A 26617-nucleotide genomic window follows, 5' to 3' on the forward strand; every position below is an offset into this window, starting at 1 on the left:
TCAGAAAAACAGGTGTCGTCGATTAATCTTCGTCCTCATGATCGATCGCAGCCCGCACCCTCTTGCGCGCCACGTTCACATAAGACGTATCGGTATCAATCCCAATCCCCACACAGCCCATCCGCTCCGCCGCAACCAACGTTGTCCCGGAGCCCATGAACGGGTCCAGCAACACGCCCCCCGGCCGCAGCCCGTGCAACCGGATGCAGGCTTCGGGAAGCGCCACCGGGAACGTCCCCGGATGGCTGAACTTCTCCTTGCGGCTCCGTACAGTCTCGTAGGGAATGAACCACGTATCGCCCCGGCAACGCCGGTCCGTGATGTGCTGACGCCGTACGATGTTGCTCTTGTCCGTAAACGGCACGCCCGCATCCAGCCGCTGCACCGGCACATTTCCCGTCTTGGTCAGATGGAACACATGCTCATGGTTGCGGTTGACGAAACGTGCCGAATTCAGCGGCTTGAAATGTCCGTAGGTGATCTCACCCACCGAAATCGACTTGATCCAGGTGATATGATTCTGAAGCACGAACAGCTTGCGCAGCCGGGTCATCAGTTCGAACGGCAGCCAGGGCTGGGACGATGATCCCGCAATATTCAGGAAAAATGACCCATCATCTTTCATCACGCGACACAGACTGGTGCAGACATCCTCTAGCCAGTCCAGATACGCGTCTTCCGGCAGTCGATCCTGATACGTCCGGTACGACACACCCAGATTATAGGGCGGCGACGTCACCACCACGTCCACGCTCTGCGACGGCATCCGCTTGAGAACCGTCGTGCAGTCTCCTCGGATCAGCGTATGAACACCGAGTTTTTCCCGGCGACTGCGGATCATTGCGCCCCGGAATCCGCAGGTGGGCGCGGCAGAAACAGCACCATCCGGCCATGTGCATGCAGGTTCCCGGCGATGGACTGCGCACTTGCGCCCCAACCGGTGAACAGATCGGCACGTCCCGCACCTTTGATATCCGTTCCGATATCCTGCGCGAACACCAGATGATCCCAGGTCGCGGGCTGCCCCGTACCATAAGGCAGCTTCGTCTCAACCCAGAGCGGCATCGCAAACGGCACCAGAGACCGGTCAACCGCCACGGAGCGCCCAGCCGTCAGCGGCATCCCGAACGCCCCTTTCGGCCCCTGCGCCAGATTACCGTCGTCACGACGGAAAAAGACATAGTTCGGATTACGCTCCAGCACGGACATCATCTGATCCGGATGCGTTTCCAGCCAGTTCCGGATGCTGTCCATGCTGACACCATCCGCAGGCAGTTCGCCCTGCTGCACAAGCACACGCCCAAGCGGCACATAAGCCTGCCCGTTGCGTCCGTCATAACTCACACGCACCTGCCCACCATCGGGAAGGATTAGTCGTCCCGAGCCTTGGATCTGCAAAAACGACAGATCGATCGGGTTTTTCAGCCAGGCGATCTCAAGCCCCTGCCCTTCCAGCGCACCGCCATCAATCGCGGCCCGGTCGTAATAGGGTGCGAACTGTCCGTTCACCCAGTGCCCGCTGACCATCTGACCATTGGTCGCCTTCGCCCGGACGAGATCATGCGGACGACCATAGACCGGCGTCTGATACTCCCCGCCGCGTGTGAGGGAGGCAGGAATTTGTGGCTCGAAATAGCCGGTATAAAATGCCTCAGTGCCAGTCTCGTAAGGCTGGAACCATGTTTCCAGATACGTTCTGGCGTCCGTTGCCGTCGCCAGCGCCGTACAGGCATTGCTCCAATCGGCAGCATGACGGCCATAAGTGATGGCATCACTTCCACCGAGCAGCGTTTCGGGCGGCAATTGTGCCAGTCGATGGCACTCCTCCCGAAGAAGCGGCATCAGCGATGCAAAATCCTCCTGCCCCCATCCGGCAAGCGAATCATATCCAACGGGAGAAAGGGAAAGCGACGACGGTGCCTCTTGCGGCGTGCAGCCGCACAGCACGCCGAGTGTCATCAGAGTCAGCAGTTTTTTCATCGGACAGGCAGAAAACTCGAACAGAAAAAATAACGATCAGGCCGGGCAGGACGCTGCGAGACGCCATTGTGCATCGGATTGTCCAGCCACACGCTCGAACAGCCACAGATCATGGAACTCGGTGACGGCTTCGGTTCCGACCACGGGCTCGCCCTGACGATCGGTCAGGATATTCACCTGCCGCGACACGATCCGCACCTCGATTCGGCCTGTCCGCTGCCCGTCGTCCGCAGACACCAGCATCGCATCCAGAATGGAGAGGCTCTCAACGCCGCGAAGATCACTCCGCTGCGTCTCACCAGCCTGCGTCCGCGCGTCGATCGCAGCCGAAAAGCTCTCCAGCGCAGCGGGCGTCAGTAGTTTTTCAAGCGCGACACGGTCCCCGACCGCAAAGGCTGGAACGACCTGCCGGAACGTGTCTTCAGCGTCTTTCAGGAAACCGGAAGGCGAGAAGCCGGGAAAAATCGTCGCAATCTCAGAAAGAACGCCACCGACACGGGTTACGGGGGCGGGAATTTCATAGTCCACATCCGGCACTGTGGCGGCGAACGCACCGTTATCGCCCTTTCCCGAAGTCTGTCCCGGGAGCGGAGGCGGCGCGCCCGGACGCGCTGCATCAGGAGCAGCGCCCTTCTGCGGTCCAAAACCGAACCGGCCACCGCCCGGACGTTCCTGCCGCACACCCTGCATCCCGACGCGACGGCCGAGCACACGGTACAGCCTCACACCCAGCACCACGGCGAGCACGAACAGGACCACGAGGTCCCAGGGAAAAGAATGGCCAGCATGTGCCATGAGGCCTGCGGGGAGGTGAATGTCGTCAGAAGACATGAAGCTCTGTTTCTCACTGTCCGGACTTCGAAGTGTCCGGTTAAAGATCCGTTGCCCTACAGATAGGGTGCAATCCCTCTGATCTCAACCATCTGTCGGCCAGAAGCGTGTCTTGGCGTTCAGCAGACATCATGCTACCGCCGAGGGATCGCAATCGTTTCAATCGATGTCCGCCATGGGGTTCGCCCCTGCGGAACCGGAGACCGCATGTCAGAGAACACCGCCGACAACACCGTGATGGGTCAGGAAAACGTGCCGGCAATGCCGCTCGCCATCAACCTGCAGTACACGAAGGACCTTTCCTTCGAAGTTCCGGCTGGCGCGTCCATTTTTGCAACGCTGCGCTCTGCCCCGCAGATTTCCGTCAACATCGACGTCCAGGCCAACCGTCTGGAAGAAGACCAGGCTGTCTATGAAGTCGCTCTGGCCGTCCGCGCCGAAGCCGCTGAGCCGCCCGCACAGGAAGGTGGACAGGCCGGTCGTACGGTGTTCATCGCCGAACTGACCTATGCTGCCGTCGTGACGCTGACCAACCCGCCGCAGGAACTGGTCGAGCCGATCCTGCTGGTTGAAGTTCCGCGCCTGATCTTCCCGTATGTCCGCGCCATCGTCAGCGATGTCACGCGTGACGGCGGCTTCCCGCCCGTCGTGCTTCAGCCGATCGACTTCGTGGCCCTGTGGCAGGCCAAGCGCGCCCAGCAGTTCCCGGAACCCGCCGGCGAAGCCTGATCACACTGCGGGCCCGAGCTGCTCCAGCGGATCGGCCCACATCACCGCGCGCCATTCCTTATGGTTCAGGCGCGCGGCTATGGCCTCTGACAGACAGAGCGCCCGCACGGCAGACAGTGCCGTCAAATCTTCGGCCCCAAGCGCGTCTCGAAACGCTTCCGCCGTTTTCCCGGAATACAGCAGCACAGAATCGACTCGCCGCTCCCGCAGAGCCGCCGTCGCATCCTCCGGCAAGGTCATACGCTTGCAGGCCACATAAACTTCCGCCCGCTGCACCTCCAGATTTCTCGCCAGATCCAGACCGTAGCCTTCGCCGCTGGCCAGAAGCACGTCTGCGCCCGTAATGCCCCGCATCCGGCAGAATGCGGTCAAAGCCAGGGCATCTCCGTCTGCCGCTTCAACATGGATAAATCCGGCCTGACGCGCCCGCGCCGCCGTTTGCGAGCCCACGGCAACGAGCAGTCTATCCTTCGGCCAGTCCCGCAACGCAGGCAGTGCATTCGCGCTTGTCACCAGAACCGCACGGAAGTTTTCAGGAGCAACCGGCGCCAGTGTCGTGATGTCCAGCATCGGACACGCTATCGCCTGCCAGCCCAGCGCCCTGACTTCCGCCATGGTAGCGGACAGTCCGGGCTCCGGCCGGGTCACCAGAACGACGCGGTCCAAGAGAAGCTTCAGGGACGCCTCATGTCTTCGAAAATGTTGGACGGCGTATCACGACGCAGTTCGTCCGCAAGTTCCGTTCCCATACGGGCAGCTTCGAGCGGCGCGCCTTCGATGTGGCGCTGCAACAGGAACGTGCCGTCCTCGCTTGCAATCATGCCCGTTAGCTTCAGCATGCCCTTCTCGATGCGGGCATAGCCTCCGATCGGCGTCCGGCAGGAACCGTCAAGCTCCGCCAGAAGCGCACGCTCAGCTGTCGAAACGGCCCGGGCCTCCGGATCTTCGATTGCAGACAGTAGTTCACGCAGTTCCAGATCGCTTTCACGAACCGTCACGCCAACGATGCCCTGACCCGAGGCCGGCAGCATCTGATGCGGCTCGAACACCACATCCACACGATCTTCCATGCCCAGACGACGCAGCCCGGCCAGCGCCAGAAGCGTCGCATCGCATGCTCCGGCCCGCAGCTTGTCCAGTCGGGTCTGCACGTTGCCCCGCAGCAGCCCGAACCGCAGATCGGGACGGACATGCAGCATCTGCGCCTGGCGCCGCACGGACGCACATCCGATCAGCGCGCCTTCGGGCAGACAGTCATACGGGCGTTCCGGATCGATCTTTACAGTCCGGTCCCGCAGGATCAGCGCATCGCGCGCGTCTTCACGCTTGAGCGTGCAGGCCAGCACGAGGCCCGGCGGCAGATTGGTTTCCAGATCCTTGAGGCTGTGCACGGCGAAATCAATCCGCCCTGCAACCAGTGCCTCATGAATTTCCTTGGCGAACAGTCCCTTACCGCCAATTTCCGCCAGACGTTGAACCTGATTGCGGTCGCCCTCAGTGCTGATCTGGTATTCCTGAAACGCACCCATGTCGCGCAGGACCGGGCAGAACCGCGTCAGACGCGTCAGAAAATTGCGCGTCTGGACCAGCGCCAGCGGCGATGCCCGCGACCCGACACGAAGAGGGAGCTTGCGGCCAGTCGGCGGCTCAGCGGCATGGGAACGGCGGACGGCTTCCGCGGCAACTCGCTGGAGCGCATCGGAAGGCAGGACGGGAGCATTCATGAACGGCAGCTTTAGCCCATTCACACGGGACTGTCATGATATGTCAGACTCGGCCATAATGAGGGCATGTCAGCCCCCGTCACTCATTCTCCCACATCCGCGCGTCTCCTTCTCGCAATCGAGACGTCCTGCGACGATACGGCCTGCGCCATCCTCACTTATGATGGCACCATTCTGGCCGAAGGCGTGCTGTCCCAGACCGATCACGCCATTCTCGGCGGCGTCGTCCCGGAGATCGCGGCCCGCGCGCATCTGGACGCGCTGCCCGCTCTGGTGGCGGAAGTCCTGAAAAAAGCGTCTCTGACGCTCGCAGACATCGATATTTTCGCTGGCACGACCGGTCCGGGTCTGATTGGCGGCCTGATCGTCGGCAGTTCCTACGCCAAGGGATTGGCCATGGCGCTGAACCGTCCTTTCATGGCCGCGAACCATATCGAAGCACATATTCTCACGCCTCGGCTTCCCAGCCTCGGAGCGGCACTTCACTTTCCCTACCTGACGATGCTTGTCTCGGGAGGCCACTGCCAGTGCGTGTCGGTCGAACAGACGGGCCGTTATGTCCGCCTCGGCGGTACGATCGACGATGCCGCCGGTGAAGCCTTCGACAAGGTCGCCAAGATGCTTGGCCTCGGCTGGCCCGGCGGCCCTGCGCTGGAAAAACTTGCCACCGAAGGTCGGGACGATGCCTATGCGCTTCCCCGTCCGCTCAAAGGCCGCGAAGGCTGCGATTTCTCTTTTTCGGGCCTGAAAACCGCTGTCAGCCGCCTGATCGACACGCAGGATCCGACCGGAACGCGCGATGCCTTGCCGCGCCAGTTCGCGGCAGACGTCGCCGCCTCCTTCCAGCGCGCCGTCGCGGATGTGATGGCCGATCGTGCCGAGCATGCTCTTGCCCTCAGCCCGAATGCCACGGCTCTCGTCGTGGCAGGCGGCGTGGCGGCCAACAAAACCCTGCGTCAGGCGCTCGAACAGGTCGCCGCCAATCACGGAATCACTTTCTTCGCCCCGCCCCTGCGGCTGTGTACGGACAATGCGGTCATGGTCGCATGGGCCGCGCTTGAGCGCCTTCACGCAGGCGAAACGCCCGACGACATCGACACCGCCGCTCGCCCCCGCTGGCCGCTCTCTGAACGCACTCCCGCCATCCCGGAACAATTCTCTTGAACTACCGTCACATCTACCACGCCGGAAACTTCGCCGACTGCATGAAGCATGCTCTGCTTTTGGCGCTCATCAGGGCGCTCAAGCGCAAACCCGCAGGCTTCCTCGTCCTCGATACCCATGCCGGATGCGGCCGGTACGATCTGACGTCCGAAGAGGCCGAAAAAACCGGCGAATGGCGCGCAGGCATCGGCCAGCTTCTGAACAGTCCAGCCGCAGCAGCGCTTGCGGCGTATCTCGACGCCGTCCGCCCCAATGTGCAGGACCGACACCGCTATCCCGGCTCCCCGGCTTTTGCTCGTGCCGAATTGCGTCCGCAGGATCAGCTTATTGCCTGCGAACTGCACCCTGAAGACGTCCGACCTCTTCGCCGCCTCTTCCATGCAGACCCGCAGGCCGCCGTGCATCACCGTGACGGTTACGAGGCCCTGCGTGCGCTTCTCCCGCCCAAGGACTTCAAGCGCGGTCTCGTTCTCATTGACCCGCCGTTTGAAAAACCGGACGATTTCGCGCGCTGTGCAGAGGCTGTTGCCCTGATCCGTAACCGCTTCCGCGCCGGAATCGTCGCCGTCTGGTATCCGATCAAGCACCGCACACCCGTGCGGGCCTTCTATACGGCCCTTCAGGATGCGGGCATCCGGGATATGCTCGCCTGCGAGTTTCTTCTGCGTCCGCCGGTCGATCCGTCGCGTCTGAACGGGTGTGGTCTGCTGGTCGTCAACGCGCCGTTCGGCTTCGAGGACGAGGCGCGCAATATTCTCGAAGCCCTTGCTGTCGGCCTGCGTTCTCCTGACGCGGAAGATATCCAGATCACGATCGAACGGCTGGCAGAGGAATAATCATGAGCAGACGTCCGCATATCGCCGTTATTGGCGCTGGAGCCTGGGGAACCGCGCTGGCCTGCGCCATGGTGGCTACCGGCGCGGACGTCACGCTCTGGATGCGAAACCCGGTCCCGCCGGGAACCCGCACCCTGCCGCGTCTGCCGGAGATCACCCTGCCCGACACCGTCACCATTACGGGCGATTTCCCGCGTACCGCCGATGTCGTGTTGCTTGTGACGCCGGTCCAGACAGCCCGTGACGTCTCAACGCGGCTTCAGACCGTGCTCGACCCGGCAGTTCCGGTCGTGACCTGCTGCAAGGGGCTGGAACAGGCTACCTCCCTCCTGCCGCTCGATGTGCTGGCCCAGACCATGCAGAACCGTCCGACAGGCGTCCTTTCCGGTCCGAACTTTGCCATCGAAATCGCCAAGGGCCTCCCCGCCGCCGCAACGCTGGCCTGCGCGGATCTTGCGCTTGCACAGACCCTCACGGCGCTCCTCAACACATCCAGCTTTCGTCTTTATGCCAGCGATGACGCCGCTGGTGTTCAGCTTGCAGGAGCCGCCAAGAACGTCATTGCTATCGGCGCAGGCATCACGATCGGCGCTGGACTGGGCGAAAACGCCCGCGCTGCTCTTATCACCCGTGCTGTCGCCGAAATCGGCCGCCTCGCCGAAGCCATTGGAGGCCGCGCCAGCACGCTTGCGGGCCTCGCGGGCATGGGGGATCTTATTCTGACCTGCACCGGTCGCGGTTCACGCAACTACAGCGTGGGTCTGGAACTCGGTGAAGGTCGCCCGCTTGCGGATATTCTCGCTTCACGCACGACAGTTGCGGAAGGCGTTCTGACCGCTCCCGCAATGCTCGCTCTCGCCCGCAAACATAACGTGCGGGTGCCGATTATCGAGACCGTCACCCGTCTCCTTAACGAAGGCGTTTCAATCGAGGAAGCGCGCCATCTTCTGCTGGACCGCCCCCCGACCCGGGAATAATGCCGCGCTTCAGTGAAGAACGGCGCAGGCCACCCGGTCGCCCGAACCGCCAATCGGCTGGGTCTGGTAATCATCCGGCTTGGCATGCACCACCACAGATGCGCCGTCGGCATCCATCAGCGCAGGCAGAGCTTTGCCGCCCTTCAGCGAAACCAGCGTGGAATAAAGCTCTACCGTCGCCGTCCCGTCCGGTGCGACATACAGATTCGGCAGATCCCCGGCGTCATTCGCATCCGCCTTCAGAAGGCCATGCACCACCGGCGTTGTCGCATGGACATGCGCGCCCGCGCTGGTGAATTTCGGGGCCGCGCAGTTGCCCTTTTCATGAAAATGAATGCCGTGCCAGCCCGGCGTCAGCCCCTGCACCTGAAGGCGCAGCAGAACGCCTTTCGGCGCATCCGTCACGGTCACGATCCCATGAGACGCGCCATCCGTCCCTTTCAGCTCTCCTGAAACACTGTCTGCCGCACAGGCCAGAGAAGGGATGGCTATGGCGGAGGCCAGAAAAAGGGTCAGAAATCCGGAACGACGCATGGGTACTCACAGTCTTTGTAAAGTCAGATGATAACTATTCTCATCTTAACTTAGGTAGGGCAAATCTTCCGATCAGAGATTCGTGATCTGCCGAGAATCAGACAAAGAGTCCCGCAATGACCGCGCTCATCGCATTGGACAGCGTTCCCGCCACAACAGCCCGCACGGCAAGCGATGCCACATCCGTCCGCCGACGCGGCTCGGCACTTCCGAAAGCACCAATCAGAATGCCGATCGTCGAAATATTCGCAAATCCACACAGGGCAAAGGACAGGATCGTAATCGTCCGCTGCGACAACGCATGAGCATGGATCAGCGGCGACAGATTCACATAGGCCACGAACTCATTGAACGCGATTTTCTGTCCCAGCAGTCCTCCCGCCACGACACACTCGCTCCACGGCACGCCAAGCAACCAGGCAAACGGCGCAAATACCATCCCCAGAATCCACGACAGCGACAGCCCGAACGCACCGAGAAGCCCGTTCGCCAACGCAATCAGCCCCACGAAGGCAATCAGGACAGACCCCACCGCCACCGCGATCTTCGCACCGTTCATCGCGCCGTCGGCAATGGCCTCGAACATGCTGTGATGCCCGTGATCCGCCCCCGCAATCTGAGCGTCAGACCGGCGCGGCCCCGGAAACAGGATCCGTGAAAACAGCAACCCGCCCGGGATGGCCATGAAAGACGCCGCCAGCAGGTTCTCCATCGGCACACCCAGCGACGCATATCCGGCCAGCACCGACCCCGCGATGGACGACGTTCCGCTACACAGAACCGTCGCCAGTTCCCCCTCCGACATTTCCGCCAGACAGGTCTGAAGCGCGATCGGTATCTCGCTCTGTCCTAGAAAGATCGTGAGCACCGCTGCAAACGATTCCAGCCCCGTCGTTCCCAGGATCCGCGAGAGCGCTCCACCAATCAGCTTCGAGAGGAACTGCAACACGCCCCAATGCTGTAAAAGCCCGAGAAGTGCAGCGACATAGACGATCTCCGGGAGCACCTTCAGCGCAAAGACGAAGCCGCCATTGCCGAACAATCCATCCATTTTCGGGCCAACAAGACCACCAAACAGAAACGCACTGCCCACATCCCCGAAGGATAGAACCTTCGTCACCGCATCGGACACGACATGCAGTCCATGCGCGCCTACCGGAATCCACAGCACGACCGCCGCAATCAGCACCTGCAAGAGCAACGCCCGGCCCACCAGCGCCCAGTCGATGGCCCGGCGGTTGGTGGACAGGAGCGCCCCCAGAAACAGAAGCCCGGCCATGCCGAAAAGGACGCGCAGGATCACTCAGGCAAACTCCTCATGAAAAACAGGTAGAACTGAACCTGAAACGACCCGAACCTGTCCATCATGTCACGTTCTGTCCACCCCTCCTCTCTCGCCTGCACGCGCCTGACCCGCTAGGATGCCGCCCGACTGATAGGGAAACGCCCCATGACCTGTGCCTATGATTTCAGCCTCCCCGGCCTGTCCGGCGATATGATCGACCTTTCGGCCTATCGCGGACGACCACTGCTGATTGTCAACACGGCCTCACAATGCGGCTTCACCCCGCAATATGAAGACCTCCAGCATGTCTGGTCCCGTTATGGCCGTGACACTTCGGATGGTCTGATGGTCATTGGTATTCCGTCAAACGATTTCGGCGAGCAGGAACCCGGCTCTGCGGCAGATATCAAGACTTTCTGTTACCGCAATTACGGCGTCTCTTTTCCCATGACAGCCAAACAGCATGTCCGCGGCCCTGAAATTACGCCGATTTTTCAGTGGCTTGATAAGCAGGGCGGCTTCCTCGCCCGCCCACGCTGGAATTTCTACAAATACCTGATCGACCGCGACGGCAATCTTGCGAACTGGTTCACCCCGCTGGCCAAACCGGCCTCCAACCGGGTCGAGGAAGCCATCCGCAGGGTTATTCTGAGCAACTGACGGGCCGCTCTCACACAGGAGAGATGTGGGCTATCGTCTTTTTTCCTTGAATATCCGTATCGAAATCCGTCACAGTTCAAGTCAGAAATGTGACAGGAGATTCGTTATGAAGGACTCAGTACTCCGTCCGATCCTGCCTCTTCTGGTGGTTGCGGCTCTTGGCGCTCTGACCCCGGCCGTGGCCCATCACGTCACGACTTTCCTCGGCCTGTCCGGCATTTTCTGGGCCAGCGCCATGCTGATGCTGGAAGTCACACTTCTTTGCATCGGTCTTGCTGCCGTACGCCCCAGCATGGGCCAGTCGCAGCGCAGCAGCACGACCCCGTACAACCGCGAAACGATCCTGCGCTGAGGCCAATCCGCCACGGCGTGTTTTTCCTGTCACGGAGCATATGTTGCGGCGCTGAATGATAGGCTAGGATCAGGAAATGCTTCGCAATTTCCTGACAGTCGGCAGTTGGACCATGCTTTCGCGTGTCCTCGGCCTCGTTCGTGACCAGCTTCTCGCCGCGTTCCTTGGTGCCGGCCCCGTTCAGGATGCCTACCTGATCGCGCTGCGGCTGCCCAACATGTTCCGGCGTCTTTTCGGCGAAGGCGCGTTCAACGCTGCGTTCGTGCCGATGTTCACCGAGCGTTACGAAACAAAAGGCCCGCAGCCCGCTTTACGCTTCGCCGGTCAGGCGCTTTCCGGTCTGATGCTGTGGCTTGCTCTGCTGACGATCCTCGCCGAAATCTTCATGCCTCTGGTTGTGAGCTTCATCGGTTCGGGCCTCACCGGAACCCGTTTCGAAATCGCGGTACATCTGTCGCGAATCACGTTTCCCTACATGCTGCTGATCTGCGGCGCGGCTCTCGTCTCGGGCATTCTCAACGGGCTTGGGAAATTCACCGCCGCAGCCGCCGCATACGTCACCTTCAACATCATCGGCATCGCGGCGATTCTCCTCGGCGCTCTGGTCTGGCATAATACGGCCGTTGTGAGCGCCTGGGGCGTGACGCTCTCAGGTATCGTGCAGTTTGGCGCTCTCTACTGGGCCGCCCATCGCGCAGGCATGGGGCCACATCTGACATGGCCCAGCCTGTCGGCAGACATGCGGGCGCTTTTGCGCCGCATGGGACCGGGCCTTGTCGGCTCCGGCGTCACCCAGATCAATCTGACTGTGGACATGATCATCGCAACCCACCTGCCTGTGGGAACACCTTCGATCCTGTATTTCGCGGACCGTATCAACCAGCTTCCCCTCGGCGTTCTGGGCTCGGCGGCGGGAACAGCCCTCCTGCCGCTCTTGACCCGCCATATCGCCAACAACGACCGTGCCGCCGTCCATTCCAGCGTCAACCGCGCCATCGACTACACGCTGCTGCTGACCCTGCCCGCGATGATTGGCATGATCGTCCTCGCCTTCCCCATCATGGCCGCTCTTTTCAGCTACGGCCATTTCACCGTCGCGGATGCTCTCCTTTCCGGCCAGTGCCTTCAGGCTTATGCGCTCGGCCTGCCGGCCTTCGTCCTCATCAAGGTTCTCTCCCCGGCCTTTTTCGCGGAAGGCGACACCGTCACACCCGTCCGTATCGGTTTCTTCACACTGGGGCTGAACCTTGTCCTCAACCTCCTGCTGTATCGCCCGCTGGGTCATATTGGGCCGCCGCTGGCCAGCACAATTGCCGCTTTTGCCAACTGCACCCTCCTCGCCATCATCCTGCATCGGCGCGGACTGTTCATCGCGGACCCGCTCCTCAAAGGCCGCGCCCTGCGAATTACGGGAGCCGCCATCATGATGGCACTCTGGGTTGCGGCCTCAGAAAAACTCGCAGCGCCCGACCTGCCTTCCTGGCATGGCGTGTGGCGCTTCAGCATGCTCATGGCTCTGATCCTCTTCGGCATGCTGGTCTATGTCATGACGCTCGATGCCTTGAAGGTGGTGCGCCTGCGTGACGTCGCCGTGGCTTTCCAGTCACGCCTGAACCGCAGACGCACCCGTTGACCCTGCCCTACCGGTTCACACATCGGCAGGAAGACGGTATTGCCAAGGCACTGTTTTCCCCTTCCCCGACCTGACAACCCGGAGACCGGACCCATCGGCACTTTCATGCCCCTGCCTACCGCCGAAAACGCCAGCCCCGCGATGGCCCAGTGGTTCGATCTCAAACACCGCGAACCCGATGCCCTGCTGTTTTTCCGCATGGGCGATTTCTACGAGTTGTTCTTTGCCGACGCACAGGCCGCCGCCATGGCGCTCGACATCGCACTGACAGCCCGCGGCACGCATCAGGGCGAGCCGATCCCCATGTGTGGCGTCCCGGTCGCGGCCGCCCCGGCCTATCTCTCGCGGCTGATCCGCCGCGGCTTTCGCGTTGCCGTCGCCGAACAGACGCAGACACCACCCAAAAAAGGCGAAAAACCCCAGAAAGGCCCGCTCGCCCGTGCCATCGTTCGCGTCGTCACCCCCGGCACCCTGACCGAAGACGAACTGCTCGAAGCCGGACGTGCCAATCTCTTGCTCGCCCTCGCCCGCAGCCCTGAAAAACGCGCAAAAACGATCGGCGCGGCCTGGATCGATATTTCCACTGGCGCCTTCGAAACGGCTTCGGTCAGCGATGCCGCTTTGCCGGAACTTCTGGCAAGGCTGGACCCCGCCGAAATCCTGTCCGAACCGGACCTGCTTGCCCCCGACTATGCGAGCCGACTAGCCCCCGTGGCCGTCCCGCCCACGCTCGACAGCGCCCGCACCCTCGTCGCCCGCGCCTATGGCGTGGCGCAGATCGACGCCCTGGGAGACTTCCCGCCCGAACAGGCCGTCGCCTGCGCCATCGCGCTGAACTACGTCCAGCGCAGTCAGGCCGGAGCGCTCCCGCGCCTCTCCCGCCCTATTCCGCAAGGCACGGACGGTGTGCTGGGCATTGATCCCGCCACCCGCGCCAGTCTCGATATTCTCCGCACCCGTGACGGCGAAACGAAACACAGCCTTCTCGGCGCTGTCACCCGCACCGCTACAGCCGCAGGTTCGCGTCTTCTGGCCCAGTGGCTCGCTTCTCCGCTGACGGATGCCACCGCCATCACGGATCGACAGAACGGCTGGCTGTGGCTTCAGTCCATTCCCGGCCTGTCCAGTGCGTTAGGCGACATTCTGCGCCGCACGCCGGACCCTGCCCGTGCCCTTGGCCGCATCTCCGCTGGGCGTGGGCAGCCGCGCGATCTCGCCGCCATCCGCGACACACTGATCGCCGCCAACGACATAACGGCCCTGTTCCAGCCCGTTTGCGACGCCTCTACGCCCACCCTGATCCGCACGCTCACCGCTGGTCTGTACGGCCGCGCCGACACTCTGCTGGAGCAACTTCAGGCTGCTGTCGCCGAAACCCTTCCCGCCCGTATCGAAGACGGCGGTTTCATCGCACCCGGCTACAATGCGGAGTTGGACCGTTATCGTGGCCTGCGTGACGAAAGCCGCCGCATCATCGCCGCCATGCAGGGCGAATTGTCTGAAAAATTCGGCGTCACGACGCTGAAGATCAAACACCACGCCCAGCTTGGTTACGTCATCGAAGTCCCGTCCGCGGCGGGCACGAAACTGCGCGACAACCCCGAACTCTCGTTCCGCCAAGGGACTGCCAGTCTCGCCCGCTTCTCCACCGAAGAGCTTGCCGGTCTGGATCGTGCGATCCTCGAAGCCGCCGACAGAGCCTCTGCGCTGGAACGCCGTATCTTCGCCGAACTCTGCGCCCGCATTCTCCAAACCCCGGCGCTTGACGAAGTGGCGGAGTTCCTCGCCCTTGCCGACGTGTTGCGCTCCTGCGGCCTGCTTGCAGAAGGCGGCTCATGGTGTCGCCCCGTCGTCACGGACGGCACGGAATTTGCGCTCGTTGCCTGCCGACATCCGGTTGTGGAAGCTGCACTGGTCGAGTCGGGAAGCGCGGATGCCCGCTTCATCCCCAATGACTGCGCCCTGCCCCCCGAACACCGCGCCATGTTGCTGACGGGTCCGAACATGGCGGGTAAATCGACCTTCCTGCGCCAGACCGCGCTGGCCGTGATTCTCGCGCAGGCGGGGTTGCCTGTCCCGGCAAAATCCGCGCAGATCGGTGTCGTGGACCGTTTGTTCTCCCGCGTTGGCGGAGCGGATGATCTTGCCCGGGGCCGCTCCACCTTCATGGTCGAAATGACCGAGACGGCCGCGATTCTCAATCAGGCCGGACCAAAATCGCTTGTGGTCGTGGACGAAATCGGACGAGGCACCGCAACCCTCGACGGATTGTCCATCGCATGGGCTACACTCGAAGCCCTGCACACACAGCTTGGCTCGCGGACAATCTTTGCCACACATTTCCATGAACTCGGCGCGCTGACCGACTTCCTGCCCCGCCTCGCGCCTTACACGATGGCCGTGAAGGAATGGCGCGGCGAGGTTATCTTCCAGCACGAGGTCCGCCCCGGGGCCGCCCGCAAGAGCTGGGGCCTGCATGTCGCAAAACTGGCCGGAATCCCGGCCTCCGTCATCAACCGTGCCAGCCGTCTTCTGACTCAGTTCGAGCGCGAACAGGCTGATTCCCGCTCGTCTCTGCCGCTCTTTGAAGCGGTTGCGGAGCCAGAGTCGGCGGAGGCTGCCACACCTCCCGCACCCACTCCGCTGGAGGACGCACTCCGCGCCCTGAACCCCGACGATCTCTCTCCCCGGGACGCGCTGGATGCGTTATACTCTTTGAAACGCCTTGCCTCAGGAAACGGCACTTGAAAGAAAACTCTTTCTGGGGCGAAACTCTCCCTCTTTCCTTCGCTGACGATACGGATAAGCCCCTGTCTGACCGAACCGCCCCCCTCCCGTATGACCCGGCCTCCTCCCTGCAGAGCGCTCTCGATACGGCTGCGGAACAGGGCCAGACAAGCCGCGAAGCCGTGCTTTCGATCCTGCGGCGGCATCTCGGCAGCGGAAACGCTTCCGTCCGCTATCAGTTTGAAAAGCGCCGGATCTCAGGAATCGATGCCGCCCGTGCGCTCGCCCATCAGGCCGATGACATGGTCTGCGCTCTGGCCGATCTCGCTGCGCAGAAACACGACGCTCCCGGCGAAACGCTCTGCCTTTGCGCCACTGGTGGCTATGGTGCGGGCCTGCTTGCCCCCTTCAGCGATATCGACATCCTGTTCCTGATACCTGGCGATCCCTCCGCGGCCATGACGGCCCGGATCGAGTTTATTCTCTACGCCTTGTGGGATCTCGGCCTGCGCGTTGGCCACGCCACGCGCTCCATCGCCGAATGCGTCCGCGACGCCGATACCGATCTGACGATCCGCACCGCCCTGCTGGACCTGCGTTTCCTCCACGGTGACCGCGCCCTCGCCCGCAATCTGCGATGCGCTCTGGGCGCTGACCTCCAAAACGATCGTCTGTGCGACTTCGTCATGGGCAAGATCGGCGAGCGTGAGCAGCGTCACCACCGCTTCGGCGACAACCCCTACATGGTCGAACCTAACATCAAGGAAGGTCGCGGCGGACTGCGGGACCTGCAAACCCTGAACTGGATGGGCCGTGCCGCTCTCGGTTGCGCCGTCTCGACCCCCGAACATAATGGTTGCCCTGCCGAAGCCCCCCAGACGCCGTCTTTCGCGTCTTTCGGCCTGCTGACAGAGCGTGAAGCCCATCGCGCCCGACGCTCATGGGACTTCCTGTGGACGGTTCGTCTGCATCTGCACTACATCACCGGCCGCGCGGAAGAACGCCTGACCTTCGATGTCCAGCCTGTCATCGGCGGACGCATGGGGTATGCAACACACGGCCGTCAGCGCGGTGTTGAACGCTTCATGCGGCATTACTTCCTGACTGCCCGCGACGTCATGCGCCTGACCAGCGTATTGCAGCCTGTCGTGCTGATGCATCTTCAGGATCAGACCACCGGCGAGCCGCCCAAAATCGTTCCCGGACCCGAAGAGTTCCAGACCGTCGCCGGACGCATCTGTCCGATCGAGCCCGTCACTTTCGCAGACGAGCCCCGCGAGATGTTTCGCCTGCTCGATTGCGGGCGTCGTCACGACCTGCCGCTGCATCCCATCGCGATGCAGCAGATCATCCGCAACGAGCGCCATGCCGTGACCCTGCGTGACGATCCCGAGACTGCAAAAATCTTTCTAGACCTGCTCTGCGAGCCGAGTGCGGACGACACGAAAGCCGTTCCGTTCTGGCTCCCGATCCTGAACGAAACCGGCCTTCTCGGCCGTCTCCTGCCGGACTGGTCCCGCGTTGTCGGGCAGATGCAGTTCGACAGCTATCATATCTATACAGTCGATGAGCATATCGTCGAAGCCGTTCGCATGATGGGTCAGATCGAAGCCGGTCGCATGGCGGACGAAATCCCGCTGGCCTATACACTGGCCAGCGATCTCCGCTCCCGCCGTGCACTCTACGTCGCGGTTCTGCTGCACGATATTGGCAAGGGACGCGGCGGCGATCATTCCGAAATCGGGGCCGATCTTGCGTTGACGATCTGTCCGCAGCTCGGGCTTGACCCCGAAGAAACCGACACCGTCTCCTGGCTGGTCCTGCATCACCTCCTGCTTTCCCAGACCGCCTTCACCCGCGACATCGACGACCCACGCACGATTCTCGACCTCGCCGACACCATCCAGTCTCCCGAACGTCTGCGCTTGCTGCTTCTGCTGACCATCGCCGACATGCGCGCTGTCAGCCCGAAGGTCTGGAACGCCTGGAAAGCCACGCTTCTGCGCGAACTTTTCTCCCGCGTCGCCGAGGTTTTGGAAGGCGGACTGGCCGCCACCGAGCGCGACAGCCGCGTCAACCATGCCCGCGACCTCGCCCGGGATGGCCTCACTGGCACGCTGCCTGAAAGCAGCATCGAACGCTTTCTGGAACTCGGCTATCCGAGCTACTGGCTTGGCTTCGACACCGATACCCAGATGCGCCACGCCCGCATGGTCCACGATTCGGACCGATATCGCTCTCCTGTGACGGTCGAAGCCTTCCCGATCCCCGAACGCGGCGTTACCGAACTCACCGTCCTCTGCGCCGATCATCCGGGGCTGTTCTCACAAATTGCGGGGGCTCTCGCGGTCGCCGGGGCCTCCATCGTGGACGCCCGTATTCACACGCTGAGCGACGGCATGGCGCTCGACACATTCTGGGTGCAGGACGGCGAAGGTTGCTCCTTCGAGGAGCCTCACCAACTCGGGCGCCTCAACCGTCTCGTGGAACAGGCGCTTTCGGGCCGCCTCGACATCCGCAAGGGCATTGAAGACGCCAGCCATCACAGCACCTCGCGCCGGATGCGCGCCATTCACGTCCCGCCCCGCGTCGTCATCGACAACACGGCTTCGGACCGTCATACCGTCATCGAGGTCAACGGGCGCGACCGCCCCGGCCTACTGCACGACATCACATCAACGCTTAGCAGCCAGTCCCTCCAGATTTCCTCGGCCCATATTACGACCTACGGCATGCGCGCCGTGGACGTCTTCTATGTGCGGGACCTGTTGGGCCTGAAAATCACCGATCCGGTCCGCCTTGCCCGTCTGCGCGAAACCCTGCTGGCGTCCCTCACAAGCCCTCCGGTCACCACTCACGCAAACTGAGCGCCGCTGCCACGTCCTCCAGCACAACCGACCATCCTTCAGCGATGCCCGCTCCGGCGGGAGGGCGGAACTGACGGACATCGCGGTACCAGTTCACATCTTTCCAGCGCCAGTCCCCGCCTTCACGGTTCAGCAGCCAGAGCGGACGCCCCAATGCTCCTGCCATATGCGCCACGAGCGTATCCACACTGATCACCAGCGCACATCGCCCCACTTCCCGCGCCAGATCTTCAGAAGTTTCAAGCGATACGCGCTCCATCCATTCCGGCGCATCGCCGGGCTGAAGCGCCACAAACCGTATCCCCAAAACCTGTCGCAAAGCCTCTAGGCATCTGCTCGGAACCGAGCGCCTGCGATCAAAGCGGTAAGACGGATTTCCCGACCAGCAAAGTCCGATGCGCCCTGCTTCAAGCGTTTCTTCAACCGCAAGATAGGGATCAGTAGAAGGCGGCGCTTCAAGCCCCAGAACAGCAGGCAGACTTAACAGGCTGATCTCCGCCGCCACAGGCCCTTCCGCGGGCAGAATCCGCTCCTGATCCAGTTCTGGCATCAGTCTCGCCAGCGCCGCCGCACGGAACCGCAGGCGCAACGGACGGAGCCGCGCCGCCTGTATCAGAAACCGCAGGAACTGGACCTCGTCGCCCAGTCCCTGCTCCCCCAGGACCGCAACAGGCACCTCTCCCGCCGAGCCATCCCATTGCGGACTGTCCGAAACCGCTCCCAGAAGCGAGCGGCGGCTTTCAAAGTCCCGCCAGCCTTCCGCAAACCGTCCCTGTCCCAATAAAACGGTCGACCGGTTGAAGCGCGCCCGTTCGGCTTCTTCTCCCGATTCACGCGCCATAATCATTTGGAACAGAGCCTCCGCATCCTCCCGCCGCCCGATTTCCATCAGGATCGTGCCAAGGCTGTTGGCAATCCGCGCATCCGAAGGGCGCAACTCCAGCGCCCGGCCTAACGTGCAGCGCGCCGCCGCAAGCTCGCCCCGCGCCATCTGCACAAGACCCAAACTGTTAAGAGTCTCCGCAGTCTCAGCTCCGAGTTTGCAGGCTCGCAACAGAACCTCCCCTGCCTCATCGAAAGCATTTCCAGCGAAAAGGGCAGCCCCCAGATTGGCCAGTGCTGCGCCGTCACCGGGCCTGTCGCGCACGACCTGTCGGAACTCCCCGACCGCCTGCATCACCAAACCGTCATCCAGAAAAAGTTCCCCGAGTCGGGTTCTCACATTACTTTTATCCGCCAGCAGAGCCGCTGCTTTCTGCAAAGCCTTCCTCGCATCTTCCCGACGCCCCAAAACCACCAACGCCTCTGCCAGAGCAACATGGGCGTTTGGATCGAAAGGCTGTAACAATACAGCCACCTGCAATGCGGCTCTTGCTGCCTCGGAATGTCCCTGTTCGAGCAAGGCAAACCCTAATGTTATATGCATTCTTGCTTTGCGATCGGGAGAAACATCTGGTTTCTGCAACGCGCGGCCCAATAATGCGATCGCCGTGGCATTCTGCCCGTGCGCGCGGGCCAGACACGCCATGCCGTGCAGAGCATCCGGCTGCCCCGGCTGAACAGCCAGAATGGCTCGGAAACCTGCTTCTGCGTCCAAAAAGTTTCCTTTATTGAAACAAAAAAAAGCAGCTTCGGTCGGATCGGAGGAAAACGGAATCGTCATCAACTTTTCGTGATCTGAAATATACACAAAATCCAGAAGGATGGTGTTAACGAAGTTTTCACACTTCTTTCGCCAATACTATAAATCCGAGACAGAAGCAGGGGTTTTGTAAGCAATGCATCTTGAGCAACGAACCGGCCCTGTGCCGGGCCTGGTGTACGCGACTGTTCGGCAAGGAATGACAACACGTACATTCCCCATTGAGGTTCGTCGCACCGCTTCCGGACATTATATTTCCCGCATGCCCGACAATCGTTGGTCAATTGAGTGTCTGACTATCGAAGCCGCCCTGCTTATGCACGCTGCAGTCCTCTTCCCGATTGAGCAGGAACTCTCTCCGTGGCTTTCCAACCCCAAGCCTGCTCCCTCCGCAATCCGTCACGCTGCCGGACCGATCAAGAGTCCTATTGCCGATGGGCAGGGCACCTATCAAAAAGCCCCAAAAAGTCTCAAGCCAAAAACCGAAGTGAGCTCCTAAGTCCACTTCATCCTTGCCAAACAGCTCTGGCAAGGCAATGTCAGTCTTATGAAAACCCGTCTCCTGCACGTCGCCGCCGCAACAGGGCTGGCGGCACTGGCCTTGAGCGCCTCTCCCGCCAGAGCGGATCACCCCTGGCAGGCTTCTCCCACTCAGGCTTCCATCACAGCCGACGCAGCACTCCCCGGCCTTCGATCCACCGTGCTGCTTGCAGGTAAGAACGGAACCTATCTCGCTCTCGATGCCAGCGGACATCCCGTCCGGATCGACGCCACCAACACGCCGACTCCCTTGTCCGGCCCCGACGTTCCCACTGAGCAGCTGACCGCGCTCGCGACCTCAGGCGACGATTTGTGGGGTCTTTCGACAGAGAAAACTCCCACCCTCATCCGCATGTCCTCGGACGGATCGGCCCAGTCCCGCCTCTCGCTGAACGGTGCCACGATTGCGGGCAGCAATCTTGTCGCGCTTCAGGTTCACGGCACGCAGGCCTATCTGGCCGACGAAGGCAAACCTGCTCTCGTCGCGGTTGATCTCAAGACTGGCAACGCAAAGCGTTTCCTGTCCTATGACCCCTCCCTCACCGGGCGTCATCCGCTCCTGCGCGCCGGTCAGCCCCGGATGGGACCAGACGGACGCCCCATTGCGGGTGGCAATGTGCGCTTCCTGCTTCTGGACGCAAAAGGCCAGTGGCTGTTCTATCAGCCCGCCTGCGGCCCGATGTCCCGCATCGACACCGCTCTGCTGACCGACACGGAATTCACCCCCGTCGAGCAGCTTGACGGCATTACTGAATGGCGGACAACCCCTGGCATTGGCGGCGAAACCCTGACGCCGGACAACATATTTTACCTCTCCGACATTACCGTCGGCAGCATCCTGAAATTCGGCACTGACCGTATTCCTCTGCGGATCCTCACAGACCCGCGTCTCTATAATGCAGGCGCGCCCGCAGTCTCCGACAGCCACCAGATGGCCGTACTCGCCACGGAAGATGGCAAAACGCACATTCTTCGCATCGCCTTGCCCTGACAGGACGTGATATAAAATCCCCCATGCGCTACCGATCGACCCGCGGCGAGCTGACCGCTGACGCCCCGAATTTCTCTGACATCCTTCTCGCTGGCCTTGCGGGAGACGGCGGTCTCTACATGCCGGAGAACTGGCCGAAGATCAGCCCGCAGACCCTGCGTGAATGGCGCGCGCTCTCCTATCCGGATCTCGCTGCAGAAGTCATCGCCCTCTTCACGGAAGGCGCAATCGACGTCGACACCCTGCGCCACATGACGCGGGACGCCTATGCCGGTTTCGACCATGCCGCCGTCGTCCCGCTGGTTGAAGTCGAGCAGGACCTCTACTCCCTCGAACTGTTCCACGGCCCCACGCTCGCCTTTAAAGACATGGCGATGCAGATGCTCGGCCGCCTGTTCGATCATGTCCTGACCCAGCGCAACCGCCATGTCACGATCGTCGGCGCGACCTCCGGCGACACTGGCTCGGCCGCCATCGAGGCCTGCCGTGGCCGCGAACGCCTCTCCGTCGTCATCCTGCATCCCAAGGGCCGCACTTCTGACGTCCAGCGCCGCCAGATGACGACCGTTCAGGACGACAACATCCTCAACATTGCCGTCGAAGGCAATTTCGATACCTGTCAGGATCTGGTCAAGGCGATGTTCGCTGACCATGCTTTCCGCGACGAAGTCTCGCTTTCAGCCGTCAATTCCATCAACTGGGCCCGCATCGCCGCCCAGATCCCGTATTATGTCCGCGCGGCTCTCGCTCTTGGCGCACCGGACCGCGAAGTCTCGTTCTCGGTTCCGACCGGCAATTTCGGCAATGTCCTCGCCGCATGGGCCGCAAAGCAGATGGGTCTTCCCATCAAAAAGCTCTGCATCGGCTCGAACCGCAACGACATTCTGACGCGCTTCGTCATCGACAACGACATGAGCGTGCGTACTGTCGAACCGAGCCTATCGCCGTCAATGGACATTCAGGTTTCGTCCAATTTCGAACGCCTGCTGTTCGAACTGCTGGATCGCAATTCCACGCGTTGCGCCGCCATCATGCGCGAATTCCGCGAGACCGGCCGCATGGCTGTCCCGCATGACGCCTGGACCCGTATGAAGGACGTCTTCGAAGGCATGACCCTCACTGACGAACAGACCAGCGAAGCCATGCGCCTGTTCTACAACGAGAGTCTCTATCTCGCGGACCCGCATAGTGCGATCGGCCTCGCCGTCGGCAAGCGCTTTCAGGAACCCGGCATCCCCATGGTTGCGGCTGCCACGGCTCATCCTGCCAAGTTCCCGGATGCCGTCACCGCTGCTACAGGCATTCATCCCAAACTGCCGCCGCACCTGTCCGACCTGTTCGAGCGCACCGAGCGTTACGAGTGCATGGACAGTCAGATCGCTGGTCTTCAGGACGCTGTCCGCGCTCATATCAAACGCGCCTGATCTTCAGAAAAACACAGGCTCTCCATCCGGGGAGCCTGCCTTCCTTCGACATTACGGAACCTCATGCCCGATACGATTGAAGTCACCAGACTCGATAACGGCCTGACCATCATCACCGAACGGATGGACCGCGTTGAAACCGTGTCTTTCGGAGCTTACGTCTCCATCGGCACACGCGACGAGACCGCCGCCAATAACGGTGTCTCTCACTTCCTCGAACACATGGCCTTCAAGGGCACCGAGCGTCGTTCCGCCGCGCAGATCGCAGAAGACATCGAGAATGTGGGCGGCTACATCAACGCCTACACGGCCCGCGAAACCACGGCCTATTACGTCAAGCTTCTCAAGAACGATCTGGCTCTGGGCGTGGACATCATCGGCGACATCCTGACCCACAGCACGTTCCTCGATGCCGAAATCGAGCGCGAACGCGGCGTGATCCTGCAGGAAATCGGTCAGGCCAACGACACCCCCGACGACATTATTTTCGACCAGTTTCAGGAACGCGCCTTCCCCGAACAGCCGATGGGCCGCCCCACACTGGGCTCGGAAGACCTCGTGTCGAGCATGACGCGCGACACGCTCATGTCCTACATGCGCGAGCACTACACGACCCACAACATCACGATCGCTGCTGCCGGGCACCTGCACCATCAGGACGTTGTGGACTTGGTGAAGGAGCATTTCCGCGACCTGCCATCCCATCAGACGCCCCGCCCCCGCGCCGCGGCCTATGAGGGCGGTGAACTCCGGACGACGCGAGAACTGGATCAGGCCCATCTCGTCATGGGCTTCCCCTCGGTCAGCTACCTGCACCCCGACCATTACGCAGTCATGATCCTCTCGACCCTGCTTGGCGGCGGTATGTCTTCGCGCCTGTTTCAGGAAATCCGTGAGCGGCGCGGGCTGGTTTACAGCGTCTATTCCTTCGCATCTCCTTTCAGCGACAGCGGCCTGTTCGGCCTCTATGCTGGCACGGGCGAGGATCAGGCCGCCGAACTTGTCCCCGTCATGATCGACGAACTCAAGCGTCTTCAGGACGGGCTGAGCGAAGCGGAAGTATCCCGCGCCCGCGCCCAGCTCAAATCCTCGCTCCTGATGTCGCTGGAAAGCACTGGCAGCCGCTGTGAACAGCTTGCCCGCCAGATTCAGGTCCATAACCGCCCGATCCCGACCTCCGAGACCGTCGCGAAAATCGACGCCGTAACAGAAGCCGACATCCTGCGCGTCGCCCAGACCATTTTCTCCGGCACGCCGACCTTCACCGCGATCGGCCCCGTCGGCACCATGCCCTCTCTGGAGGACATCACAGCAAGGCTTGCCGCATGACCACAACGCCCGTCGAAGCCCTCCTCGCTGCTGCCCGCCGCCACGGCGCAGATCACGCGGATGCCATTTTCATCCGTGACGAATCTGAATCCGCCCTGATCCGCAAAGGCGTTCCCGAAGGCATCGAGCGCTCCGAAAGCGTCGCGCTCGGGCTGCGTGTCTTTCGCGGCAAACGGGCCGCCACGGTTTCGACAAGCGTTCTGAACGAGGCCGAATTCGACCGTCTGGCCGAACAGGCCTGCGCCATGGCTCTCGTCATTCCCGAAGACCAGTATGCCGGACTGGCCGAATCCGCCCTTCTCGAACGTTTCGATGCCGCCGGACTGGATCTCGAATGCAGTTCCTCGCCCAGCATGGACGACCTGCTCGCCCGCGCCCGTGAAGCCGAGGACATCGCACTGTCTTTTGCAGGCATCACCAACACCAACGGCGCCTCCGCCGGGCACGGCCGGACCTCGGTCGCACTCGGTACTTCGGCAGGGTTCTTCGGCGCTTATAGCCGCACTGCACATTCCACCAGCGCCAGCGTTCTTGCTGGCGAAGGGGCAACGATGCAGCGCGACTATGCCTATCGCAGTGCCGTGCATCTGGAAGACCTCGAAAGCCCGACCGTCATCGGCCGTGAAGCCGCCGAACGGGCACTGGCGCGCCTCAATCCCGGCCGTCCTCGTACCGGCATTTACAGTGTCATCTACGACCCGCGCGTCTCGGCATCGCTGCTCGGCCATCTGGTCGGTGCCATCAACGGCGCGGCCATTGCACGCGGAACGTCCTTCCTCAAAGACAGCCTCGGAAAGCAGATCCTCTCCGCAGGCCTGACCGTCCATGATGATCCGCGCCGCATCCGGGGGGCAGCGTCCCGTCCGTTCGATGCCGAAGGCTGTGCCGCCCTGCCGCTGGACCTGATCGCAGATGGCGTTCTCCAGACATGGTTGCTCGATTCCCGCAGCGGTCGCCAGCTCGGTCTGCCTACAAATGGCCGTGCCAGCCGTGGGGTCGCCTCTCCGCCTTCCCCAAGTGTGACAAATCTTCATCTCGCAGCCGGAACCCTTTCTTCCGACGCCCTGCGTTCCGATATCAGTGAAGGGATCCTGATCACCGAACTCATGGGCTCATCGGTCAACATGCTGACTGGCGATTACAGCCGTGGGGCTTCCGGTTTCATGATCCGCAACGGCGAGATTGCCGAACCCGTTGCCGAACTCACGGTTGCGGGCAATCTGAAAGACATGTTTGCCCGCATGGTTCCGGGCAGTGATCTGATGTTCCGGCAAAGCGTGAATGCGCCCAGCATCCGGATCGACGGCATGAACATTGCAGGACTTTGATGCGTAATTTTCGACTTCTCCCCATCGCCTTCGCGGTCTTCTGCCTTCTTGGAACGGCAGATGCCCGTCCGGGTGGAGGCAGCTCCATTGGAAGCCGCGGCTCCCATACCTGGAGCGCTCCGCCGCGCACGTCCATCACGCCCGGCTGGGCGCGCCCGATGGACCAGTCCGCAACCCCGCGTCCCTCGCCCAATTACGGCGGCGCACCCGGCTATGCCGCTCCGGCCCGTCCGATGCCGGGTTACGGTGCTCCGGCTTACAGACCGTCCTATCCCGTGCGTCATCCGTTCCTGAGCGGCTTTGCGGGCGGCTTTCTGGGCGCGGGGCTTTTCGGTCTCCTCAGCGGTCACGGCATGATGGGCGGCATGACAGGTGGAACGTCGTTCTTCGGCTTCCTGTTTCAGGTTCTGATTATCGGCGGCCTGATCGCTTTTGTGCTGCGTCTGTTCGGTAATCGCCGTCAGAGCCAGATGGGAGGCGGTTCCAGAGGAATGTCCGCAGGAGCCTCACCTTTCGGCAATAACGGCGGCAGCACACCCGTGACGCTCACAAACGACGACTATACGAGCTTCCAGAGGCTTCTGCTCGACATTCAGGCGGCCTGGAGCGCACAGAACATGCGCGCGCTTGCCAGCATGGCCACTCCGGAAATGACGGGCTATTTCAACGCACAACTTTCCGAACTCGCCAGCCGTGGCGCACGGAACATCGTGTCCAACGTACAGTTCCAGCGCGGTGATCTCTCCGAAGCCTGGCGTGAAGGCAATCTGACCTACGCCACCGTCGCCATGCGCTACGCCATGACAGACGTTACGACTGACTCCATGGGCAATGTCATCGACGGCAGCTCCACCGAAGCTGTAACCGTAACGGAACTCTGGACCTTCGTTCGGGCTGATGGACGGGGCAACTGGATCCTCTCCGCCATCCAGCAGGCTGGCTGAAAAGCGCCTCAAACGCAAAAAGGCCCGGAGCAAAACTCCGGGCCTTTTTTTATTGCCTCAACGTTTCTTAAAGTCGCGCCAGCGTAATCACATAAAAAATCACCGCCAGCAGCACCACAC

23 protein-coding genes are annotated in these 26617 nt (G+C 61.8%); 15 read left to right on the forward strand and 8 right to left on the reverse strand.

Annotated elements, in window-relative coordinates; translation table 11 throughout:
- Positions 1–22: 22 nt before the first annotated feature.
- Genes GKO01_RS01050 through GKO01_RS01060 form a run of 3 tightly spaced genes read right to left on the reverse strand, consistent with a single transcriptional unit; the run spans position 23 to position 2811 of the window.
- Positions 23–841, reverse strand: coding sequence for a DNA-methyltransferase (locus GKO01_RS01050; protein ID WP_077802466.1), 819 nt, complete (start codon positions 839–841; stop codon positions 23–25).
- Entirely contained in the window at positions 838–1980 is a 1143-nt protein-coding gene (gene mltA / locus GKO01_RS01055) for a murein transglycosylase A (protein ID WP_099285299.1), read from the reverse strand. The genes GKO01_RS01050 and mltA overlap by 4 nt, the downstream gene beginning before the upstream one ends.
- Positions 1981–2016: 36 nt before the next feature.
- Positions 2017–2811 carry a Tim44/TimA family putative adaptor protein gene (locus GKO01_RS01060; protein WP_099285301.1) on the reverse strand — a complete coding sequence of 265 codons (795 nt, stop codon included), beginning with the start codon at positions 2809–2811 and terminating at the stop codon, positions 2017–2019.
- A gap of 207 nt (positions 2812–3018) precedes the next feature.
- On the opposite strand from GKO01_RS01060, the gene secB reads away from it, so the two are divergent.
- Entirely contained in the window at positions 3019–3540 is a 522-nt protein-coding gene (secB, locus tag GKO01_RS01065) for a protein-export chaperone SecB (protein ID WP_062033330.1), read from the forward strand.
- Here secB and GKO01_RS01070 read toward each other — a convergent pair whose 3' ends face one another.
- Positions 3541–4206, reverse strand: a complete 666-nt coding sequence (locus tag GKO01_RS01070; protein ID WP_244901273.1) for a uroporphyrinogen-III synthase — start codon at positions 4204–4206, stop codon at positions 3541–3543.
- Between the two features lie 8 nt (positions 4207–4214).
- On the reverse strand, positions 4215–5264 hold the full coding sequence (gene hemC / locus GKO01_RS01075) for a hydroxymethylbilane synthase (protein WP_099285552.1): 1050 nt from the start codon (positions 5262–5264) through the stop codon (positions 4215–4217).
- 66 nt (positions 5265–5330) lie between these two features.
- On the opposite strand from hemC, the gene tsaD reads away from it, so the two are divergent.
- The 3 genes from tsaD to GKO01_RS01090 are packed head-to-tail and all read left to right on the forward strand — an operon-like array spanning position 5331 to position 8241.
- A complete protein-coding gene (gene tsaD / locus GKO01_RS01080; RefSeq protein ID WP_099285303.1) occupies positions 5331–6428 on the forward strand; it encodes a tRNA (adenosine(37)-N6)-threonylcarbamoyltransferase complex transferase subunit TsaD in 1098 nt (365 codons plus the stop codon).
- Positions 6425–7264: a 23S rRNA (adenine(2030)-N(6))-methyltransferase RlmJ gene (locus GKO01_RS01085; protein WP_099285304.1), complete on the forward strand. Its 840-nt coding sequence runs from the start codon at positions 6425–6427 to the stop codon at positions 7262–7264. Before tsaD ends, GKO01_RS01085 begins: the two co-directional genes overlap by 4 nt.
- 2 nt (positions 7265–7266) lie before the next feature.
- Positions 7267–8241, forward strand: coding sequence for an NAD(P)H-dependent glycerol-3-phosphate dehydrogenase (locus tag GKO01_RS01090; RefSeq protein ID WP_174694197.1), 975 nt, complete (start codon positions 7267–7269; stop codon positions 8239–8241).
- Between the two features lie 9 nt (positions 8242–8250).
- On the opposite strand, the gene sodC is transcribed toward GKO01_RS01090, so the two are convergent.
- On the reverse strand, positions 8251–8775 hold the full coding sequence (gene sodC / locus GKO01_RS01095; protein ID WP_099285308.1) for a superoxide dismutase[Cu-Zn]: 525 nt from the start codon (positions 8773–8775) through the stop codon (positions 8251–8253).
- Positions 8776–8872: 97 nt separating this feature from the next.
- The gene (locus GKO01_RS01100) at positions 8873–10078 is read right to left on the reverse strand and encodes a NupC/NupG family nucleoside CNT transporter (RefSeq protein WP_099285310.1); all 1206 of its coding nucleotides are present in this window, start codon (positions 10076–10078) and stop codon (positions 8873–8875) included.
- Between the two features lie 147 nt (positions 10079–10225).
- Between GKO01_RS01100 and GKO01_RS01105 the strand changes: the two genes are divergently transcribed.
- The 5 genes from GKO01_RS01105 to GKO01_RS01125 all read left to right on the forward strand — a co-directional run bounded on the left by GKO01_RS01105 (position 10226) and on the right by GKO01_RS01125 (position 18299).
- On the forward strand, positions 10226–10720 hold the full coding sequence (locus GKO01_RS01105; protein WP_099285312.1) for a glutathione peroxidase: 495 nt from the start codon (positions 10226–10228) through the stop codon (positions 10718–10720).
- A 106-nt stretch (positions 10721–10826) separates the two neighbouring features.
- A complete protein-coding gene (locus GKO01_RS01110) occupies positions 10827–11072 on the forward strand; it encodes a hypothetical protein (protein ID WP_099285313.1) in 246 nt (81 codons plus the stop codon).
- A gap of 76 nt (positions 11073–11148) precedes the next feature.
- Entirely contained in the window at positions 11149–12705 is a 1557-nt protein-coding gene (gene murJ / locus GKO01_RS01115) for a murein biosynthesis integral membrane protein MurJ (RefSeq protein WP_099285314.1), read from the forward strand.
- 105 nt (positions 12706–12810) lie between these two features.
- Complete coding sequence (gene mutS, locus GKO01_RS01120; RefSeq protein WP_099285315.1) at positions 12811–15453, forward strand: DNA mismatch repair protein MutS; 2643 nt, start codon at positions 12811–12813, stop codon at positions 15451–15453.
- Positions 15450–18299: a [protein-PII] uridylyltransferase gene (locus tag GKO01_RS01125; RefSeq protein WP_099285316.1), complete on the forward strand. Its 2850-nt coding sequence runs from the start codon at positions 15450–15452 to the stop codon at positions 18297–18299. The genes mutS and GKO01_RS01125 overlap by 4 nt, the downstream gene beginning before the upstream one ends.
- Here the strand turns inward: GKO01_RS01125 and GKO01_RS01130 are convergent.
- Positions 18280–19896: a tetratricopeptide repeat protein gene (locus GKO01_RS01130; RefSeq protein ID WP_244901274.1), complete on the reverse strand. Its 1617-nt coding sequence runs from the start codon at positions 19894–19896 to the stop codon at positions 18280–18282. The two genes, GKO01_RS01125 and GKO01_RS01130, sit on opposite strands and share 20 nt — an antisense overlap.
- A 307-nt stretch (positions 19897–20203) precedes the next feature.
- On the opposite strand from GKO01_RS01130, the gene GKO01_RS01135 reads away from it, so the two are divergent.
- The 6 genes from GKO01_RS01135 to GKO01_RS01160 all read left to right on the forward strand — a co-directional run bounded on the left by GKO01_RS01135 (position 20204) and on the right by GKO01_RS01160 (position 26497).
- Positions 20204–20440, forward strand: a complete 237-nt coding sequence (locus GKO01_RS01135) for a hypothetical protein (protein ID WP_244901275.1) — start codon at positions 20204–20206, stop codon at positions 20438–20440.
- 48 nt (positions 20441–20488) lie between these two features.
- Positions 20489–21472 carry a hypothetical protein gene (locus GKO01_RS01140; protein ID WP_099285319.1) on the forward strand — a complete coding sequence of 328 codons (984 nt, stop codon included), beginning with the start codon at positions 20489–20491 and terminating at the stop codon, positions 21470–21472.
- A 23-nt stretch (positions 21473–21495) separates the two neighbouring features.
- Entirely contained in the window at positions 21496–22896 is a 1401-nt protein-coding gene (gene thrC / locus GKO01_RS01145; RefSeq protein WP_099285320.1) for a threonine synthase, read from the forward strand.
- A 63-nt stretch (positions 22897–22959) separates the two neighbouring features.
- Complete coding sequence (locus GKO01_RS01150; protein ID WP_099285321.1) at positions 22960–24225, forward strand: M16 family metallopeptidase; 1266 nt, start codon at positions 22960–22962, stop codon at positions 24223–24225.
- A complete protein-coding gene (locus tag GKO01_RS01155; protein ID WP_099285322.1) occupies positions 24222–25553 on the forward strand; it encodes a TldD/PmbA family protein in 1332 nt (443 codons plus the stop codon). Before GKO01_RS01150 ends, GKO01_RS01155 begins: the two co-directional genes overlap by 4 nt.
- Complete coding sequence (locus GKO01_RS01160) at positions 25553–26497, forward strand: Tim44 domain-containing protein (RefSeq protein ID WP_099285323.1); 945 nt, start codon at positions 25553–25555, stop codon at positions 26495–26497. The genes GKO01_RS01155 and GKO01_RS01160 overlap by 1 nt, the downstream gene beginning before the upstream one ends.
- Positions 26498–26617 lie beyond the last annotated feature (120 nt).

Source organism: Gluconobacter kondonii (assembly GCF_002723995.1).
Lineage (GTDB): Bacteria > Pseudomonadota > Alphaproteobacteria > Acetobacterales > Acetobacteraceae > Gluconobacter > Gluconobacter kondonii.

Coding starts and splice junctions, on each gene's coding strand:
- GKO01_RS01140 (WP_099285319.1), top strand. CDS start 20,489: ATGAAAACCCGTCTCCTGCACGTCGCCGCCGCAACAGGGCTGGCGGCA.
- GKO01_RS01050 (WP_077802466.1), bottom strand. CDS start 841: ATGATCCGCAGTCGCCGGGAAAAACTCGGTGTTCATACGCTGATCCGA.
- GKO01_RS01105 (WP_099285312.1), top strand. CDS start 10,226: ATGACCTGTGCCTATGATTTCAGCCTCCCCGGCCTGTCCGGCGATATG.
- GKO01_RS01090 (WP_174694197.1), top strand. CDS start 7,267: ATGAGCAGACGTCCGCATATCGCCGTTATTGGCGCTGGAGCCTGGGGA.
- GKO01_RS01110 (WP_099285313.1), top strand. CDS start 10,827: ATGAAGGACTCAGTACTCCGTCCGATCCTGCCTCTTCTGGTGGTTGCG.
- GKO01_RS01060 (WP_099285301.1), bottom strand. CDS start 2,811: ATGTCTTCTGACGACATTCACCTCCCCGCAGGCCTCATGGCACATGCT.
- murJ (WP_099285314.1), top strand. CDS start 11,149: ATGCTTCGCAATTTCCTGACAGTCGGCAGTTGGACCATGCTTTCGCGT.
- GKO01_RS01160 (WP_099285323.1), top strand. CDS start 25,553: ATGCGTAATTTTCGACTTCTCCCCATCGCCTTCGCGGTCTTCTGCCTT.
- GKO01_RS01155 (WP_099285322.1), top strand. CDS start 24,222: ATGACCACAACGCCCGTCGAAGCCCTCCTCGCTGCTGCCCGCCGCCAC.
- secB (WP_062033330.1), top strand. CDS start 3,019: ATGTCAGAGAACACCGCCGACAACACCGTGATGGGTCAGGAAAACGTG.
- thrC (WP_099285320.1), top strand. CDS start 21,496: ATGCGCTACCGATCGACCCGCGGCGAGCTGACCGCTGACGCCCCGAAT.
- hemC (WP_099285552.1), bottom strand. CDS start 5,264: ATGAATGCTCCCGTCCTGCCTTCCGATGCGCTCCAGCGAGTTGCCGCG.
- sodC (WP_099285308.1), bottom strand. CDS start 8,775: ATGCGTCGTTCCGGATTTCTGACCCTTTTTCTGGCCTCCGCCATAGCC.
- GKO01_RS01150 (WP_099285321.1), top strand. CDS start 22,960: ATGCCCGATACGATTGAAGTCACCAGACTCGATAACGGCCTGACCATC.
- mltA (WP_099285299.1), bottom strand. CDS start 1,980: ATGAAAAAACTGCTGACTCTGATGACACTCGGCGTGCTGTGCGGCTGC.
- mutS (WP_099285315.1), top strand. CDS start 12,811: ATGCCCCTGCCTACCGCCGAAAACGCCAGCCCCGCGATGGCCCAGTGG.
- tsaD (WP_099285303.1), top strand. CDS start 5,331: ATGTCAGCCCCCGTCACTCATTCTCCCACATCCGCGCGTCTCCTTCTC.
- GKO01_RS01135 (WP_244901275.1), top strand. CDS start 20,204: ATGCCCGACAATCGTTGGTCAATTGAGTGTCTGACTATCGAAGCCGCC.